The following is a 15,491-nucleotide window of genomic DNA, read 5'->3' as shown; positions in this document are numbered from 1 at the left end:
CTAGAGCACCGGCAGCATCTTGCGCAGCTCGAAGGCGGTGACCTCGGAGCGGTACTCCTCCCACTCCTGCTTCTTGTTGCGCAGGAAGAAGTCGAAGACGTGCTCGCCGAGGGTCTCGGCGACCAGCTCGCTGCGCTCCATCAGTTCGATGGCCTCGCCCAGGTTCTGCGGCAGCGGCTCGATGCCCATCGCGCGGCGCTCGGCGTCCGAGAGCGCCCAGACGTCGTCGTCGGCGCCGGCCGGGAGCTCGTAGCCCTCCTCGATGCCCTTCAGGCCGGCGGCCAGCAGGACGGCGTAGGTGAGGTAGGGGTTGGCGCCGGAGTCGATGGAGCGGACCTCGACGCGGGCGGAGCCGGTCTTGCCGGGCTTGTACATCGGCACGCGGATCAGCGCGGAGCGGTTGTTGTGGCCCCAGCAGATGTACGAGGGGGCCTCGCCGCCCGCGCCCGCGCTGCGGGCCGAGCCGCCCCAGATGCGCTTGTAGGAGTTGACCCACTGGTTGGTCACGGCCGAGATCTCGGCGGCGTGCTTGAGCAGGCCCGCGATGAAGGACCGGCCGACCTTGGAGAGCTGGTACTCCGCGCCGGACTCGTAGAAGGCGTTGCGGTCGCCCTCGAAGAGGGAGAGGTGGGTGTGCATGCCGGAGCCGGGGAACTCGGAGAACGGCTTGGGCATGAACGTGGCCTGCACGCCCTGCTCCAGCGCGACCTGCTTCATCACCAGCCGGAAGGTCATGATGTTGTCGGCGGTCGACAGCGCGTCGGCGTAGCGCAGGTCGATCTCCTGCTGGCCAGGGGCGCCCTCGTGGTGGCTGAACTCCACCGAGATGCCCATGGACTCCAGCATGGTGATGGCCTGTCGGCGGAAGTCCATGCCGACGTTCTGCGGGGTGTGGTCGAAATAGCCGGAGGAGTCGGCGGGCACCGGGCGGGTGCCGTCGACCGGCTTGTCCTTGAGCAGGAAGAACTCGATCTCGGGGTGGGTGTAGAAGGTGAACCCGAGGTCGGAGGTCTTGGCGAGGATGCGCTTGAGGACGTAGCGGGGGTCGGCGTAAGAGGGGGAGCCGTCCGGCATGAGGATGTCGCAGAACATCCGGGCGGTGCCGGGGGCCTCGGCGCGCCAGGGCAGGATCTGGAAGGTGCCCGGGTCCGGCTTGGCGATCATGTCGGACTCGTAGACGCGGGCGAAGCCCTCGATCGCCGAGCCGTCGAAGCCGATGCCCTCGTCGAAGGCCTGCTCCAGCTCGGCGGGGGCGACGGCCACGGACTTCAGGTAGCCGAGCACGTCGGTGAACCAGAGCCGCACGAAACGGATGTCGCGCTCTTCGAGCGTGCGGAGCACGAACTCCTGCTGCTTATCCATAACTACCTATCCTCGCTGGTCAGGCCGTCCGCTCCCCAGCAGCGGGGCACATTGGGGGCACATGAGCATCCCACCACACGATTTCGCGCGCATTGCGTACGCGCGTCCGAACGCCTCGCGTCGGGTGGGTGTACGGCTCCCTCCCCATATTGCCTGCCGACCGGGGTCCGTGTAACGGCCGGGGCGGCCCGGGAGGGGGCGGGGAGGGATCTTTTCCGCTCGCGGCGCCGTTCGTGGCGCCCCTCGCGCCGTCGCTTCCGGTCGCGCCCGCCGCCGCTTCCCGCCGCCGCTTCGCGGTGCTCAGACCCGGACCGGCCAGGTGGCCAGCACGGCTGCGGCGATGGCCTGGGGGCGGTCGTACATCAGAAGGTGCCCGGCCGGGGCGACCGCTTCGAACCGGCCGTCGAGGCGCTGGGCCAGGGCGCGCTGGCGCTCCAGCCACCGCCGTTCCAGCCACGATCCGGTGCCCGGCGACGCCGCGAGGACCGTCACCGGAACGGGCGGCAGGGGGTGCGCCTCGCGCAGGTCGAGCAGTTCGGCGGCGACGTCGCGGTAGCGGGCGTTCTCCATGAGGAGGGCGCGCAGCACCCGGCCGGTGCCGTAGGTGCGGCGCACCAGGTCGGCGGGGGCGGGGTCCTGGCGGCTGACCGAGGAGGCCCGCACCGTGAGCCGGCGCAGGGCGGGCCCGAGCGCGCGGGGCAGCCCCGAGGCGGCGAGGACCAGGCCGCGCGCGTGGGCGGCGGAGGTGCGCAGGTCCCGGGCGGGGCCGGGGCGCGGCGTCTCCTCCACGCTGCTGTCGACGAGCACGACGCCGGCCGTGCGCTCCGGGTGCAGCCGGGCGAACGCCTCGGCGTGGAAGCCGGCGAGGGAGTGGCCCACGACCGTGGCCGGCTCCGTCAGGCCCAGGGCGTCGAGGACGCCCGCTATGCGGGCGGCCTCCCCGGCGGCGGTGGGCGGTTCGAGGGGCGGGGCGCTGAAGCCGAGCCCGGGGCGGTCGAAGCGCACGACCGTGCGGTGGGGGGTGAGCAGCGGGACGACGGGCTCCCAGTCGAACCAGCCCATGCCGAGCCCGGCGCTCAGCACGCAGACGGGCCCGGCGCCCTCGCGGACGACGTGCAGCGGCACCCCGCCGACGCGGAGCATGCGCCCCGGTGGGGGCGCGGCGGTGCCGGTGCCGCTGACGCGGCTGATGCTGTCGGTCTCGTCCATGGCGTTCCCCCTGGGTGCTCGTGCGCGACGTTCCGCGACGAGGATGACCGTACCGGCGCGCGGGGCCCGCCGGTGCCACGGCCCCGGCGGGCCGGGCCGTGTCCCGGCGGCCCTTCGGCCACGGTCATCTGTGCCGCCCGCGGCGGCGGGCGCGTTTCCCCGGCTCTCCCGGCGGGCCCGGTCCGGCCGGGCCCCGCCGGCCGGAGGCGCTAAGGCCGCGGCGGAGCCGTCCGGTGCTCCGGCGCCACCCAGTGCGGCTTGCGGAACTTCAGGAAGGCGAGGGGGGCGAGGAATCCGAGGACGAGCAGGCCGCCGCCGACGATGAGGACGTAGCGCCACACGGGCCCGCCGCCGAACTGGTCCGGCGGGACGAAGCCGATGCACATGGCCGCGAGCGAGGACGCGAAGCCGACGCCGGCGACGAGGCGCACGGCCGGGACGCGGAAGCCGCGCGGCCGGTCGGCCTGGGTGGTGCGCAGCCGGACGACGGAGGCGAACATCAGCAGGTAGACGACGAGGTAGATCTGCGTGGTGATGACGGAGAAGATCCAGTAGGCGCTGGAGACGTCGGGGAGGAAGGCGTAGAGCAGGGCGATGAGCGTGGTGAGGGCGCCCTGGGCAACCATGATGTTGCGCTGCACGCCGTGCTTGTTGAGCTTCTGGAGGACGGGCGGCAGGTAGCCCTCCTGCCGGGCGACCATCAGCAGGCCCTTGGAGGGTCCGGCCAGCCAGGCGAGCATCCCGCCGAGCGCGGCCACGACGAGCAGGACGCCGACCACCTTGGTCAGCCAGCCGACCCCGAAGTGGTCGAAGAAGCCCTGGAACGCCTGCATGACGCCGGCGGTCAGGCTCAGGTCCTCGCCCGGCATGACCCAGCTGATGGCCAGGGCGGGGAGGATGAAGATCAGCAGGACGAGGCCGGTGGCGGCGAAGACCGAGCGCGGGAACTGCTTCTTCGGGTCGCGCAGCGAGGAGACGTGCACGCCGTTCATCTCCATGCCCGCGTAGGACAGGAAGTTGTTGACGATCAGGACGAGGCTGGCGAGCCCGGTCCAGGGCGGCAGGAGGTGGCCGCTGTCCATGGGGGCGGCGGAGGGGTTGCCCTGGCCGAGGAAGACCAGGCCGAGGACGACGAGGACAGCGCCGGGGATCAGGGTGCCGATCACCAGGCCCGCGCCCGCGAGCCCGGCGACGGCCTTGGTGCCGCGGGTGGAGATCAGCACGCCCGCCCAGTAGACGACGACGATGACGAGGGCGATGTAGAGGCCGTTGTCGGCGAGCCGGGGGTCGATGACGTAGGCGAAGGTGCTCGCGACGTAGGCCAGCAGGCTGGGGTAGTAGGCGATGGTCATCGCGAACTGGCACCAGACCGCGAGGAAGCCCAGCGGCTTGGACAGGCCCTCGCTGACCCAGCGGTAGACGCCGCCGGTCCAGCCGGAGGCCAGTTCGGCGGAGACGAGGGCGGTCGGCAGCAGGAAGACGACGGCGGGGACGAGGTAGAGGAAGACGGCGGCCAGGCCGTAGAGCGCCATGGACGGGGAGGGGCGCAGGTTGGCGACGGAGGCGGTCGTCATCATCGCGAGGGCGACCCAGGAGATGAGCTGGGGCCGCGTGGCCTGCGGGGCGGGGGCGCCCGCGGCGAGGGGACGGTCGTCCCTCACCTGTTCCGTGATGGTCATGGGAGGGGGAGCGTCCTTCAAGCCGAGCGTCAATCGTTTTCGCCCCCATGTTCCCATTTCTTCGGGGCCCCGCGGGGCCGGATACCCCGTGGGGGTAGGGTGCGGCCCAAGGGACGGCAGAGGGACAGAGCGGGAGCGGCGCGTGGACGGACGGCGGGAGGCCACCGCGTGGTGCGGCCGGCTGCTGCTGTTCGCCGCGCTCCTGCTGGGCATCGTCACCATGCACACGCTCGGGCACCCCAGCGAGCACGCCCCGGCGCCGGGCGCGACGACGCACCACGCGGCTCCGGCCGCCGCAGGCGCCCCCTCCGCCGGTGTCCCCTCCTCAGGTGTCCCCTCCGCCGCGGTCCCGGACGACGGCGGCCCCCGGGCCCTCTCCCCCGGTCACGGCGGCATGGACCCCATGGCCGTCTGCGTCGCCGTGCTCGGCGCCGGCTTCACCCTGGCCCTGCTCCTGGCCCTGGCCGCCCGCACCCTTCCGGCGGGCGCCGCCGGGCCGTCGCCGGGGGCCCGGTTCCTGCGGGCCCTGTGGCCCAACCCGCCACCGCCACGGCACAAGGCCCTCGCCCGGCTGTCGGTGCTGCGCGTGTAGGAGCGGCGCTTCGCGCTGCCCTTCACCGACACCGACACCACACGAGGTGCACTTTCCCATGCGTACCACCACCCGACGCGCCGTCCTCGGCGCGGGACTCGCCGTCGCCGGAAGCGGCCTGCTCACCGCCTGCTCCGAAGGGACCGGCGGCAAGGCGGCGAAGCCCGCCGGGTACGTCTCCCCCGGCGGCCCGGAGGTCGCGGCCGCCGAGGCGAAGCGCGGGAGCGGGCCCGTACGGCAGCTGCGGCTGACGGCCGCCCGGGCCCGGCTCGACCTGGGCGGCCGGACGGTCGACACCTGGGCGTACGGAGACCGGCTGCCCGGCCGGGAGCTCCGCGTCACCGCGGGCGACACGCTCGCGCTCACCCTCGCCAACCACCTACCTGAGGCCACGTCCCTGCACTGGCACGGGCTGGCGCTGCGCAACGACATGGACGGGGTGCCCGGCGTCACCCAGCCGGCGGTCAGGCCGGGCGCGGCCCACGACTACCGCTTCACGGTGGCGCACCCGGGCACGTACTGGGTCCACCCGCACTCGGGCGTCCAGCAGGACCGGGGCCTGTACGCGCCGCTGATCGTGGAGGACCCCCGGGAGCCGCTGTCCTACGACAAGGAGTGGGTCGTCGTCCTGGACGACTGGGTGGACGGCGTCGACGGCAGCACGCCCGACGCGGTCCTCGCGGAGCTGAGCCGGGGCATGGGCGGCATGGACCACGGCGGTGGCCACGGAGCAGGCCACGGCGCCGGGGGGCACGACATGGCGAAGATGTCCCTGGCGGCCGGATCGGCGGCCCCCGCGGCGAGCGCTTCCCCCGGCCCGGGCCCCTCCCGGATGATGATGGGCGCGACCAGCCCCCTGCTCGGCGGGGACGCGGGCGACGTCGCCTACCCCCACTACCTGGTCAACGGGCGCACGGCGCAGGACCCCGAGACCTTCACGGCCCGGCCCGGTGACCGGATCCGTATCCGCTTCGTCAACGCCGGGGGCGACACCGCGTTCCGGGTCGCGCTCGGCGGTCACCGGATGACGGTGACGCACACGGACGGCTTCCCCGTCGAGCACGCGCAGGCGGACGCGCTGCTGCTGGGCATGGGCGAGCGGTACGACGTGCTGGTGGAGGCGAAGGACGGCGTCTTCCCGCTGACGGCGCTCGCGGAGGGCAAGAAGGCGTCCGCGCTCGCCCTGCTGCGCACGGGCGGGGGCGAGGCGCCGGACGCTTCCGCGCGCCCCGGCGAGCTGGACGGCTCCCTGCTGACCGCGGACCGCCTGAAGGCCGCCGGGGGCGTCCGGCTCGCGGACCGCCGCCCGGACCGCACGCTCGAACTCCGGCTGACGGGCTCGATGGCGGCGTACGACTGGGCGATCAACAAGAAGAAGTACACGCCCGGGCAGCGGTACCCGGTGGCGGCGGGCGAGCGCGTGCGGCTCGTCTTCGTCAACGACACGACGATGTGGCACCCGATGCACCTGCACGGCCACACCTTCGCCCTGCCGGGCGGCGGGCCGCGCAAGGACACCGCGATCGTCCTGCCGGGCCGGCGCCTGGAGGTCGACTTCGACGCCGACAACCCCGGCCTGTGGATGCTCCACTGCCACAACGTCTACCACTCGGAGTCCGGGATGATGACGGTTCTGGGCTACGAGCGGTAGCGGCCGGGCCGGACATGCTGAAGGGCCCGCGCCGGTGCGGCGCGGGCCCTTCCGTACGTCACGCGCCTCAGACGGCCAGCTGCACCTGGGTGCCGGGCGGGGCCTGCTGGTAGCGGTCGGCGACCTTGTTCAGCTCGATCTGGTAGTACAGCGTGCCGAACCCGAAGAAGCCCAGGAGCAGGCCGAGGCCACCGCTGCACGAGGGGTTCAGGCCCGCGGCGCGCTGGGCGTCGGCGATGCGGGAGCCGGTCTTGTACAGCGAGACGAACGGCGGGACGATCAGGAACATGCCGAGCGTGATCGCCAGCAGGGCGGTGCCGGGGTTGATCTGGCGACGGCTGTCGAACTGCGCCATCTCCTTGTTGATCTTGTAGTACCAGACCAGGCTGTAGATGCCGAAGGTGATGATCGGCAGACCCAGCCAGGCGCCCACGGGGTTGCGGCGCTTCATCGCCAGACCGAAGGCCGCGGGGCCCTGGGGCGGGTAGCCGCCGCCCGGGTAGCCGCCCTGGGGGTTCGGGTACGCGGCGCCGTGACCGTACCCGGCCGGGGGGTAGGGCGAGTTCGGGTAAGGCGTGGTCAACGGGCACTCCTCGAAAAAGTTCCTGGGCAGCGGGAAGCTGCCCGTGACATTCGCCACGGGCAGCCCGCGAAGCTTGTCACAAGATCACACGGCGTCGCCAACACTGTGGCCGCGCTCACCCAGATCGCGTCAGAGAGACGATTACACTGGCGGACGTGCCTCAACTTCGCCTCGCTCTGAACCAGATCGACTCCTGCGTCGGCGACCTCGCCGGGAACGCCGAGACGGTCCTCCACCGGACCCGGCAGGCCGCCGGACAGGGCGCCCACCTGGTGGTGTTCCCCGAGATGGCGCTGACCGGCTATCCCGTCGAGGACCTCGCGCTGCGGTCCTCCTTCGTCGAGGCCAGCCGGGCGGCGCTGCGCGCCCTCGCGGTCCGGCTCGCGGAGGAGGGGCTGGGCGAGCTGCCGGTCGTCGTCGGCTACCTCGACCGCAGCGAGGAGGGCAGCGCCCGCTACGGCCAGCCCGCCGGCGCCCCGCGCAACGCCGCCGCCGTGCTGCACCGGGGCGGGGTCGCCCTGTCCTTCGCCAAGCACCACCTGCCCAACTACGGCGTCTTCGACGAGTTCCGGTACTTCGTGCCCGGCGACACCCTGCCGGTGGTCCGGGTGCACGGCGTCGACGTCGCGCTCGCCATCTGCGAGGACCTGTGGCAGGAGGGCGGCCGGGTGCCCGCCGCCCGCACCGCCGGGGCCGGGCTGCTCGTCTCCGTCAACGCCTCCCCCTACGAGCGCGAGAAGGACGACACCCGCCTGGAGCTCGTGCGCAAGCGCGCGCAGGAGGCCGGCTGCACCACCGCCTACGTGGCGATGACGGGCGGTCAGGACGAGCTGGTCTTCGACGGCGACACGATCGTCGTCGACCGCGACGGCACGGTCCTCGCGCGCGCCCCGCAGTTCGAGGAGACCTGCGTGCTCATCGACCTCGACCTGCCGGCGGCCGCCGCCGAGGCGCCCTCGGGCATCGTCGACGACGGGCTGCGCGTCGACCACGTCACGCTGTCCGCGGACCCGCTGCCCGCGTACGCGCCGGAGCCGGCGACCGGGGCGACGACCCACCTCGGCGACGACGAAGAGGTCTACAAGGCCCTGGTCACGGGCCTGCGGGCGTACGTCGTGAAGAACAATTTCCGCAGCGTGCTGATCGGCCTGTCCGGCGGCATCGACTCCGCGCTCGTCGCCGCGCTCGCGTGCGACGCGATCGGCGCGGAGAACGTGTACGGCGTGGCCATGCCCTCGCGCTACTCCTCCGACCACTCCCTCGGGGACGCCGAGGAGCTCGCCCGGCGCACCGGCCTGCACTTGCGTACCGTCCCCATCGCGCCGATGTTCGACGCGTACATGGGCTCGCTGGGCCTGACCGGCCTCGCCGAGGAGAACCTCCAGTCGCGGCTGCGCGGCACGATGCTGATGGCCGTCTCCAACCAGGAGGGCCACATCGTGCTCGCGCCGGGCAACAAGTCCGAGCTGGCATGCGGTTATTCGACGCTCTACGGCGACTCGGTCGGCGCGTACGGGCCGATCAAGGACGTCTACAAGACGCTGATCTTCCGCCTCGCCCGGTGGCGCAACGACGCGGCCGCCGAGCGCGGCGAGACCCCGCCGATCCCGGAGAACTCCATCACCAAGCCCCCGAGCGCCGAGCTGCGCCCGGGCCAGGTGGACACGGACTCGCTGCCGGACTACGACGTGCTGGACCGGATCCTGGAGCTGTACGTCGACCGCGACAAGGGCCTCGCAGAGATCGTCGCGGCGGGCTTCGACGCGGAGCTGGTCACCCGCATCCTGCGGATGGTGGACACGGCGGAGTACAAGCGCCGCCAGTACCCGCCGGGCACGAAGATCTCGGCGAAGGGCTTCGGCAAGGACCGCCGCTTGCCGGTTACCAGCCGGTGGCGGGAGACGGCTTAGGGGCTGTCGGCTCTTCGGCTAAGAGGCCGTCCTAGCCGCCTGCGGCGGCGGGCGCCACTGCCTGCGGCGGCGAGCGGGCTCTTCGGCTGCGGGCCGTCGTGGCCGCCTGCGGCGGCGAGCGCCCTGCGGGCGCGTCCTCAAACGCCGGACGGGCTGGTTTTGGCTGAGCCCAGCCGCTATCAGCCCGTCTGGGGGCACCTCCCAGCGGTAGCTGGGGGAGTTTGAGGACACCGCCGCGCAGCGGTGGTGCCGGCCGGTCGGCGCCCCCGGCGCCTCCCCTCACTCCGGCCCGGAGGGCCCCCGTACCTCCAACCCGTCCAGCAACCGCCTCGTCGCCTCCGCGACAGCGGACACCGCCTGGTCGAAGACGGCCTCGTTGTGCGCGGCCGGGTGGTGGAAGCCGGAGACCTTCCGGACGTACTGCACGGCTGCCGCTCTGATGTCCTCGTCTTCCACGTGCGGGGTCATGGGCGGCCTGAGGGTCTTGATACTGCGGCACATGCCTCCAGTGTCGCGCGGGCGCCGCCGCCCCGCGTCAGCCGACGCGCTCGCTCTCCGGGGCCCGCGCGCCCGAGGCGACAACGCGGGAGCCGCCCGGCCGGTCGCGGTCCAGCAGGCCCGCCGTCACCGCCGTCGCCAGGCCCACTGCAGCCAGGGCCGCGCCGACCAGCGTCGGGGACGTCCAGCCCCAGCCCGCGGCGATGGCGGCGCCGCCCAGCCACGCGCCGCCCGCGTTGGCCAGGTTGAAGGCCGACTGGTTGGAGGCCGCGGCCAGGGTCGGGGCGTGCCGGGCCTTGTTCATCACCAGCATCTGCAGCGGTGTCGTGGTCATGAAGCCGACCGCCCCGAGGACGACGACGGAGACCAGGGCCGCCCACTTCACGTGCACGGTGAAGTCGAAGAGGACCAGGACGGCGGCGAGCGCCGCCAGCGACCCGTAAAGGGTGGGGCGCAGCGCCCGGTCGGTCAGCGGTCCGGCGGCGAACGCGCCGATCGTCATGCCGGTGCCGAAGAGGGCGAGGACGACCGTCACGGAGGTCTGGGAGAAGCCCGTGACCTCCGTCATCATCGACGCGAGATAACTGTAGACGGCGAAGACCCCGGCGAACCCGAAGACGGTGGTGAGCAGGCCGAGCAGCACCTGCCGGTCGCCGAGGGCCCGCACCTCCTGGGCGAGGCCGTGCCGCCGTTCGTCCGGCAGGTCGGGGACGAGGAGGGCCAGGGCGGCCATCGCCACCAGCCCGATGCCCGCGACCACCAGGAAGGTGGCGCGCCAGCCGAGGTGCTGGCCGAGCAGGGTGGCGGCGGGGACGCCGACGATGTTGGCGACCGTGAGGCCGAGGAACATCGTCGCGACGGCCCGGGCCTGCCGTCCCCGGCTCACCAGCCGGGCGGCGACCACCGATCCGACGCCGAAGAACGCGCCGTGCGGCAGCCCCGCCAGCACCCGGCCTGCGGTGAGCAGCCCGAAGGAGGGGGCCAGGGCGGAGGCGAGGTTCCCGAGGGTGAAGAGGCCCATGAGCAGCACCATCATGCGCTTGCGGGGGACGCGGGAGCCCAGGGTGGTGAGCAGCGGGGCGCCGATGACGACCCCGAGGGCGTAGGCGGAGACGAGGTAGCCGGCGGTGGGCACCGAGGTGCCCAGGTCGTCGGCGACGTTGGGCAGCAGGCCCATCATCACGAACTCGGTGGTGCCGATCCCGAAGGCGGAGATCGCGAGCGCGAGCAGCGCCAGGGGCATGGGAGAGGGCCTTTCGGGGAGGGGGTTCCTTACAGGGTTCCTTAAGTACTCCCGCGAAACAAAGCCGCGCCCGTCAGATGTTCCCTTCCGCGAAGATCGATGCGGACGGGCGGGTCAGATCTTCATCCGCGCCGCGACGGGCAGGTGGTCGCTGCCGGTGTCCGGCAGGGTCCAGGCGGAGATCGGGCTCATGCCGCGCACCATGATCTGGTCGATCCGGGCCATGGGGAAGCTCGCGGGCCAGCTGAAGCCGAAGCCGTTGCCCGCGGCGCCCTGCGCCGAGCGCAGCTGCGAGGTGATGGGGGCGAGCGAGCGGTCGTTCATCGTGCCGTTGAGGTCGCCGAGGAGGATGACCCGCTTCTCGGGGTCCCGCGCGATGGCCTCGCCGAGCGCCTCGGCGCTGTCGTCGCGCTGGTTGGCGGTGAAGCCCGCGTTGAACTTCACGCGGACCGAGGGCAGGTGCGCGACGTAGACGGAGACCGGTCCCTGCGGGGTGCGGACGGTGGCGCGCATCGCGCGGACCCAGCCCATGCGGATGTCGACGGGCTGGGTGAGCTGGAGCGGGTATTTGCTCCATATACCGACGGTGCCCTGCACGGAGTGGTACTTGTACGTGCTCGCGAGCGCCTGCTCGTACGTCGGCACGGCGGACGCCTTGAGCTCCTCCAGGGCCACCACGTCGGCGCCCGAGGCGGCGACGTCCTTGGCGGTGCGCGCGGGGTTCGGGTTGTCGGCGTTCACGTTGTGGGTGGCGACGGTGAAGTTGCCGCCCTTGGCCGACTTGTCGCCGAGCAGCCCGCCGAAGAGGTTCACCCAGGCGACCACGGGCAGCAGCAGCGCGATCAGCGCGGTGGCCGAGCGGCGCAGCACGGCGAGGACGAGCAGCACGGGGACGCCGAGCCCGAGCCAGGGCAGGAACGTCTCGGTGAGGCTGCCGAGGTTGCCGACCCGGTTGGGCAGGTGGGTGTGGAGCAGCATCAGGAGGCCGAGGAGGGCGGCCAGGGCGGCGACGACCATGCCGCGCCGCCAGACGCCGGGGCCCCGCCACTGGTCCATGAGGCGCCGGGCCCGGGATCCGGCCCGCTCCGGACCGGTCCCGTCTCGGCCCGTCTCCTGCATGTACGCCTGCGCCATCGGCTGTCCTTCGCTCTTCGTCCGCTGCGGCCCCGCGCACCGACGATAAGTGATCACCGGTGGGGTGCTTCTTCCGGCGCCCCGGTGGGGGCGTCGGTCTGGATGACGTGCGGTCGGCCCGCCCGGGTTCCGGTGGGCGGTGCCGTAGGGGCACGCTGTGACACAACGGGCATATTCGGGGCGCGTCAGCCCCCGGGCCGCCCTTCCCCGGGTGCCGGGGGCGGGCGGACGCCGTCCAGGACGGCGTCGACGATCTGTTCCGCCAGCCCTTCGGGGAGCTCCTTCCACTCGTGGAGCACGGCCCGGGAGAGCATCGGCGCGACGAAGAGGTCGGCGAGGAGTTCGAGGTCGAGGTCGGCGCGGATCTCGCCGGTGGCCGTGCCGCGCCGCAGCACCGCGAGGACGGCCTCGCGGCGGGCGAGGATGACGGTGTCGTGGTACTCCTTCCAGAGCCGGGGGTGGGCCCGGACCTGGGTGATCACGGTCCGCAGGACGGCGGAGGAGCGCTTGGCCAGGCCGCGCCGGCGCAGGAGCTCCAGCAGGAAGACCAGGTCGTCGCGGACCGGTCCGCCGGGCGGCGGGGCCGTGGGGTCGTCCATGGAGCGCAGGACGTCGAGCAGCAGTTCCTCCTTGCCGGCCCAGCGCCGGTAGAGGGTGGCCTTGCCGACGCCCGCCTCGCGGGCGATCCGCTCCATGGAGAGGTCGCCCGCGTTCGCGCCCTCCTCCAGGAGGCGCAGGACGGTTTCGATCACCGTGGTGGCGACGGCGGCGCTGCGCGGGCGTCCGCGCCGTTCGGGCTGTTCGGGTCGTTCGGGCGGGCCCCCCGGCCCGGGGCGGCGGTCCTCCGCCGGCGTGTCGCGGTCGGTCACGCGCCGGCTCCCGCTTGTTCCTTCTCGGCGCCCGGGCGGCCGGTGCCGGGGGCCGCGGCGGCGGCCTCGCGGCCCGGCAGGAACAGGGCGACGACGGCGGCGCCGAGCAGGGCGACGGCGGTCGCGCCGATCACGGTGACGTGCATGGCGTGGACGAAGGCGTCGCTCGCCGGACCGACGAGCGCCTTTCCCGCGGGGCCGAGCCGGTCGGCGACGGCCAGGGTGGCCTCGATGGACTCGCCGGCCGCGTGCCGCGCGGAGTCGGACAGGCCGGGGACGGCCGCCAGCTCGCCGGAGATGCCGTCGCGGTAGGTGGTGGAGAGGACCGAGCCGAGCACAGCGACGCCGAGGGCCCCGCCGACCTGCCGGAAGGTGTTGTTCACGGCGGAGCCGGACCCCGCCTTCTCGCGCGGCAGCGACTGCATGATCGAGACGGTGGCGGGCGGCATGATGTGGGCCATCGCGGTGCCCTGCGTGAAGAAGAGGATCTCCAGCACCCAGATCGGGGTGTCGGCGTCGAGCAGCAGGAAGCCCGCCGTGGTGGCGGCGACCAGCAGCATGCCGGCCGTGCACACGGCCCGGGCGCCGAACCGGGCGACGACGAGGCGGGCGCGCGGCGCGAAGAACATCTGGGCGGCGGCGAGCGGCAGGAGCAGCAGGCCGCTCTGCAGCGGGCTGTAGCCGCGGACGCTCTGGGTGTAGAAGACGACGAAGAACGTCGTGCCCATCAGCGCGAAGAAGACCAGCGCGATGGAGGAGACGGCGGCGGAGAAGGCCGGGTTGCGGAAGTAGCGCACGTCCATGGCGGGGTGCGCGGCGCGCCGCTCGTACAGGACGAAGAGCACGAGGGTCAGCAGACCGCCGCCGACGGTGCCGCAGACCTCGGGGTCGGTGAAGTCGGCGAGCTGGCCGCCCTTGATGATGCCGTAGACGAGCAGGACGAGGCCGACGACGGACAGCAGCACGCCGACGGGGTCGAGGCGGCCCGGGGCGGGGTCCCTGGAGTCGGGGACGAGGATCACCATCGCGGTCACGGCGAGGATCACGATGGGGACGTTCACGAGGAAGACCGAGCCCCACCAGAAGTGCTCCAGCAGGACGCCGCCGGTGACCGGGCCGATGGCGACGGCGATGCCGACCGCTCCGGCCCAGATGCCGATGGCCTTGGGCTGCTCCTCGCGCTCGAAGACGTTCATGATGATGGCGAGGGTCGCGGGCATCACGAAGGCGCCGCCGAAGCCCATCACGGCGCGGAAGGTGATCAGTTCGCCGGGCGAGCCGGAGAAGGCGGAGAGGACCGAGCCGGCCCCGAAGACGACCATGCCGAAGAGCAGGACCTTCTTACGGCCCAGCCGGTCGCCCAGCAGGCCGGCGGTGAAGAGGATTCCCGCGAAGACGAGCGTGTAGGAGTTGATCGCCCATTCCAGCTCGCTCTGCGTCGCGCCCAGCCCGGTGGGAGCGGGCGAGGCGATGGTCTTCATCGCGACGTTGAGGATCGAGTTGTCCAGGACGACGATCAGCAGGCTGAACAGCAGCACGGCGAGGATCGCCCACCGCCTGCGGTGGACCGCTTCGGAGACCCGGCGGGGCACGGGGCCTATATCAGCGGGAGGGGATCCGGGAGGAGCAGAGGCCATGCCTCTCACTCTAAAGGCTTTTCGATACGGCACCGTCTCGTATTGAAAAGTCGGTGCCCCCGGCCGCTCTGGCCCGGCCGGGGCCGGCGTGTCAGCATGGAGGGGATCCGGGGACGCCGTGAGGGCGCCTCGAGACGATTCACAGGAGCCACCGCCATGACGCATGCCCCGAACAAGCCCGACAGCAGCCCTGCCGCGAGCAAGGCGCTGTACGGAGGCGCCGGCTCGCGGCGCATCACCGTGCGCGACATCGCCGCCGCCAAGGCCCGCGGCGAGAAATGGCCCATGCTCACCGCCTACGACGCGATGACGGCGTCCGTCTTCGACGAGTCCGGCATCCCCGTCATGCTCGTCGGCGACTCCATGGGCAACTGCCACCTCGGCTACGAGTCCACGGTCCCCGTCACCATGGACGAGATCACCTTCCTCTCGGCCGCCGTCGTCCGGGGCACCAAGCGCGCCCTCATCGTCGGCGACCTGCCCTTCGGCTCCTACCAGGAGGGGCCGGTGCAGGCCCTGCGCAGCGCCACCCGGCTGGTGAAGGAGGCGGGCGTCGGCGCGGTGAAGCTGGAGGGCGGCGAGCGCTCCGCTGAGCAGATTGCCCTGCTGGTCGACTCCGGCATCCCCGTCATGGCGCACATCGGCCTGACGCCGCAGTCCGTGCACGCCTACGGCGGCTACCCGGTCCAGGGCCGGGGCGAGGAGGCCGCGCAGCAGCTCCTGCGCGACGCCAAGGCGGTCCAGGACGCGGGCGCCTTCGCGGTCGTCCTGGAGCTGGTGCCGGCCGAGCTGGCGGCCGAGGTCACCCGCACCCTGCACATTCCGACGGTCGGCATCGGCGCGGGCGCGGAGTGCGACGCGCAGGTGCTGGTGTGGACCGACATGGCCGGCATGACGAGCGGCCGGCTGCCGCGCTTCGTCAAGCAGTACGCGCAGTTGCGCGAGGTGCTCGGCGGCGCGGCGAAGGCGTTCGCGGAGGACGTGGTGGGCGGGGCCTACCCGGCGGAGGAGCACTCCTTCCACTAGGGCTGGGGTGCGTGCACCACCGCTGCGCGGCGGTGTCCTCAAGCGCCGGACGGGCTGCTGCGCTTTGTCCTCAAACGCCGGACGGGCTGATTTCAGCC

General features: G+C 72.8%; 13 protein-coding genes. 4 read left to right on the top strand and 9 right to left on the bottom strand.

Annotation, left to right across the window (positions count from 1 at the left end):
• The 3 genes from glnA to ABZ951_RS28285 form a co-directional block, all read right to left on the bottom strand.
• The gene (gene glnA / locus ABZ951_RS28295; RefSeq protein WP_215078561.1) at positions 1-1,362 is read right to left on the bottom strand and encodes a type I glutamate--ammonia ligase; all 1,362 of its coding nucleotides are present in this window, start codon (positions 1,360-1,362) and stop codon (positions 1-3) included.
• 300 nt (positions 1,363-1,662) lie between these two features.
• Positions 1,663-2,505, bottom strand: a complete 843-nt coding sequence (locus ABZ951_RS28290) for an alpha/beta hydrolase (RefSeq protein WP_344089726.1) — start codon at positions 2,503-2,505, stop codon at positions 1,663-1,665.
• 275 nt (positions 2,506-2,780) lie between these two features.
• A complete protein-coding gene (locus tag ABZ951_RS28285) occupies positions 2,781-4,250 on the bottom strand; it encodes an APC family permease (protein WP_344089683.1) in 1,470 nt (489 codons plus the stop codon).
• Positions 4,251-4,392: 142 nt separating this feature from the next.
• On the opposite strand from ABZ951_RS28285, the gene ABZ951_RS28280 reads away from it, so the two are divergent.
• On the top strand, positions 4,393-4,842 hold the full coding sequence (locus tag ABZ951_RS28280) for a DUF6153 family protein (protein WP_344089682.1): 450 nt from the start codon (positions 4,393-4,395) through the stop codon (positions 4,840-4,842).
• Between the two features lie 58 nt (positions 4,843-4,900).
• Complete coding sequence (locus tag ABZ951_RS28275) at positions 4,901-6,493, top strand: multicopper oxidase family protein (protein WP_344089680.1); 1,593 nt, start codon at positions 4,901-4,903, stop codon at positions 6,491-6,493.
• Between the two features lie 67 nt (positions 6,494-6,560).
• On the opposite strand, the gene ABZ951_RS28270 is transcribed toward ABZ951_RS28275, so the two are convergent.
• The gene (locus tag ABZ951_RS28270; protein ID WP_344089679.1) at positions 6,561-7,076 is read right to left on the bottom strand and encodes a DUF4234 domain-containing protein; all 516 of its coding nucleotides are present in this window, start codon (positions 7,074-7,076) and stop codon (positions 6,561-6,563) included.
• Positions 7,077-7,231: 155 nt separating this feature from the next.
• Here ABZ951_RS28270 and ABZ951_RS28265 point away from each other — a divergent pair, with 155 nt between their 5' ends.
• Positions 7,232-8,986: an NAD+ synthase gene (locus ABZ951_RS28265; RefSeq protein WP_344089678.1), complete on the top strand. Its 1,755-nt coding sequence runs from the start codon at positions 7,232-7,234 to the stop codon at positions 8,984-8,986.
• Positions 8,987-9,265: 279 nt separating this feature from the next.
• On the opposite strand, the gene ABZ951_RS28260 is transcribed toward ABZ951_RS28265, so the two are convergent.
• The 5 genes from ABZ951_RS28260 to ABZ951_RS28240 all read right to left on the bottom strand — a co-directional run bounded on the left by ABZ951_RS28260 (position 9,266) and on the right by ABZ951_RS28240 (position 14,367).
• On the bottom strand, positions 9,266-9,487 hold the full coding sequence (locus ABZ951_RS28260) for a DUF2277 domain-containing protein (RefSeq protein ID WP_344089677.1): 222 nt from the start codon (positions 9,485-9,487) through the stop codon (positions 9,266-9,268).
• 34 nt (positions 9,488-9,521) lie between these two features.
• A complete protein-coding gene (locus tag ABZ951_RS28255) occupies positions 9,522-10,727 on the bottom strand; it encodes an MFS transporter (RefSeq protein WP_344089676.1) in 1,206 nt (401 codons plus the stop codon).
• Between the two features lie 114 nt (positions 10,728-10,841).
• On the bottom strand, positions 10,842-11,861 hold the full coding sequence (locus ABZ951_RS28250) for an endonuclease/exonuclease/phosphatase family protein (protein WP_344089725.1): 1,020 nt from the start codon (positions 11,859-11,861) through the stop codon (positions 10,842-10,844).
• Between the two features lie 185 nt (positions 11,862-12,046).
• Entirely contained in the window at positions 12,047-12,730 is a 684-nt protein-coding gene (locus ABZ951_RS28245; protein WP_344089675.1) for a TetR/AcrR family transcriptional regulator, read from the bottom strand.
• Positions 12,727-14,367 (bottom strand): MFS transporter, encoded by a 1,641-nt coding sequence (locus ABZ951_RS28240; RefSeq protein ID WP_361281002.1) that lies wholly within the window; start codon positions 14,365-14,367, stop codon positions 12,727-12,729. The genes ABZ951_RS28245 and ABZ951_RS28240 overlap by 4 nt, the downstream gene beginning before the upstream one ends.
• Before the next feature lie 156 nt (positions 14,368-14,523).
• On the opposite strand from ABZ951_RS28240, the gene panB reads away from it, so the two are divergent.
• Positions 14,524-15,393, top strand: a complete 870-nt coding sequence (gene panB / locus ABZ951_RS28235) for a 3-methyl-2-oxobutanoate hydroxymethyltransferase (RefSeq protein WP_344089672.1) — start codon at positions 14,524-14,526, stop codon at positions 15,391-15,393.
• Positions 15,394-15,491 lie beyond the last annotated feature (98 nt).

This window comes from Streptomyces sp. NPDC046215 (assembly GCF_040646215.1).
Lineage (GTDB): Bacteria > Actinomycetota > Actinomycetes > Streptomycetales > Streptomycetaceae > Streptomyces > Streptomyces stramineus.
Note: the sequence above shows the minus strand (reverse complement) of the source record. Positions and strands in the feature narration are given on the sequence as shown.

Coding starts and splice junctions, on each gene's coding strand:
- ABZ951_RS28275 (WP_344089680.1), top strand. CDS start 4,901: ATGCGTACCACCACCCGACGCGCCGTCCTCGGCGCGGGACTCGCCGTC.
- panB (WP_344089672.1), top strand. CDS start 14,524: ATGACGCATGCCCCGAACAAGCCCGACAGCAGCCCTGCCGCGAGCAAG.
- ABZ951_RS28260 (WP_344089677.1), bottom strand. CDS start 9,487: ATGTGCCGCAGTATCAAGACCCTCAGGCCGCCCATGACCCCGCACGTG.
- ABZ951_RS28240 (WP_361281002.1), bottom strand. CDS start 14,367: ATGGCCTCTGCTCCTCCCGGATCCCCTCCCGCTGATATAGGCCCCGTG.
- ABZ951_RS28285 (WP_344089683.1), bottom strand. CDS start 4,250: ATGACCATCACGGAACAGGTGAGGGACGACCGTCCCCTCGCCGCGGGC.
- ABZ951_RS28290 (WP_344089726.1), bottom strand. CDS start 2,505: ATGCTCCGCGTCGGCGGGGTGCCGCTGCACGTCGTCCGCGAGGGCGCC.
- glnA (WP_215078561.1), bottom strand. CDS start 1,362: ATGGATAAGCAGCAGGAGTTCGTGCTCCGCACGCTCGAAGAGCGCGAC.
- ABZ951_RS28255 (WP_344089676.1), bottom strand. CDS start 10,727: ATGCCCCTGGCGCTGCTCGCGCTCGCGATCTCCGCCTTCGGGATCGGC.
- ABZ951_RS28250 (WP_344089725.1), bottom strand. CDS start 11,861: ATGGCGCAGGCGTACATGCAGGAGACGGGCCGAGACGGGACCGGTCCG.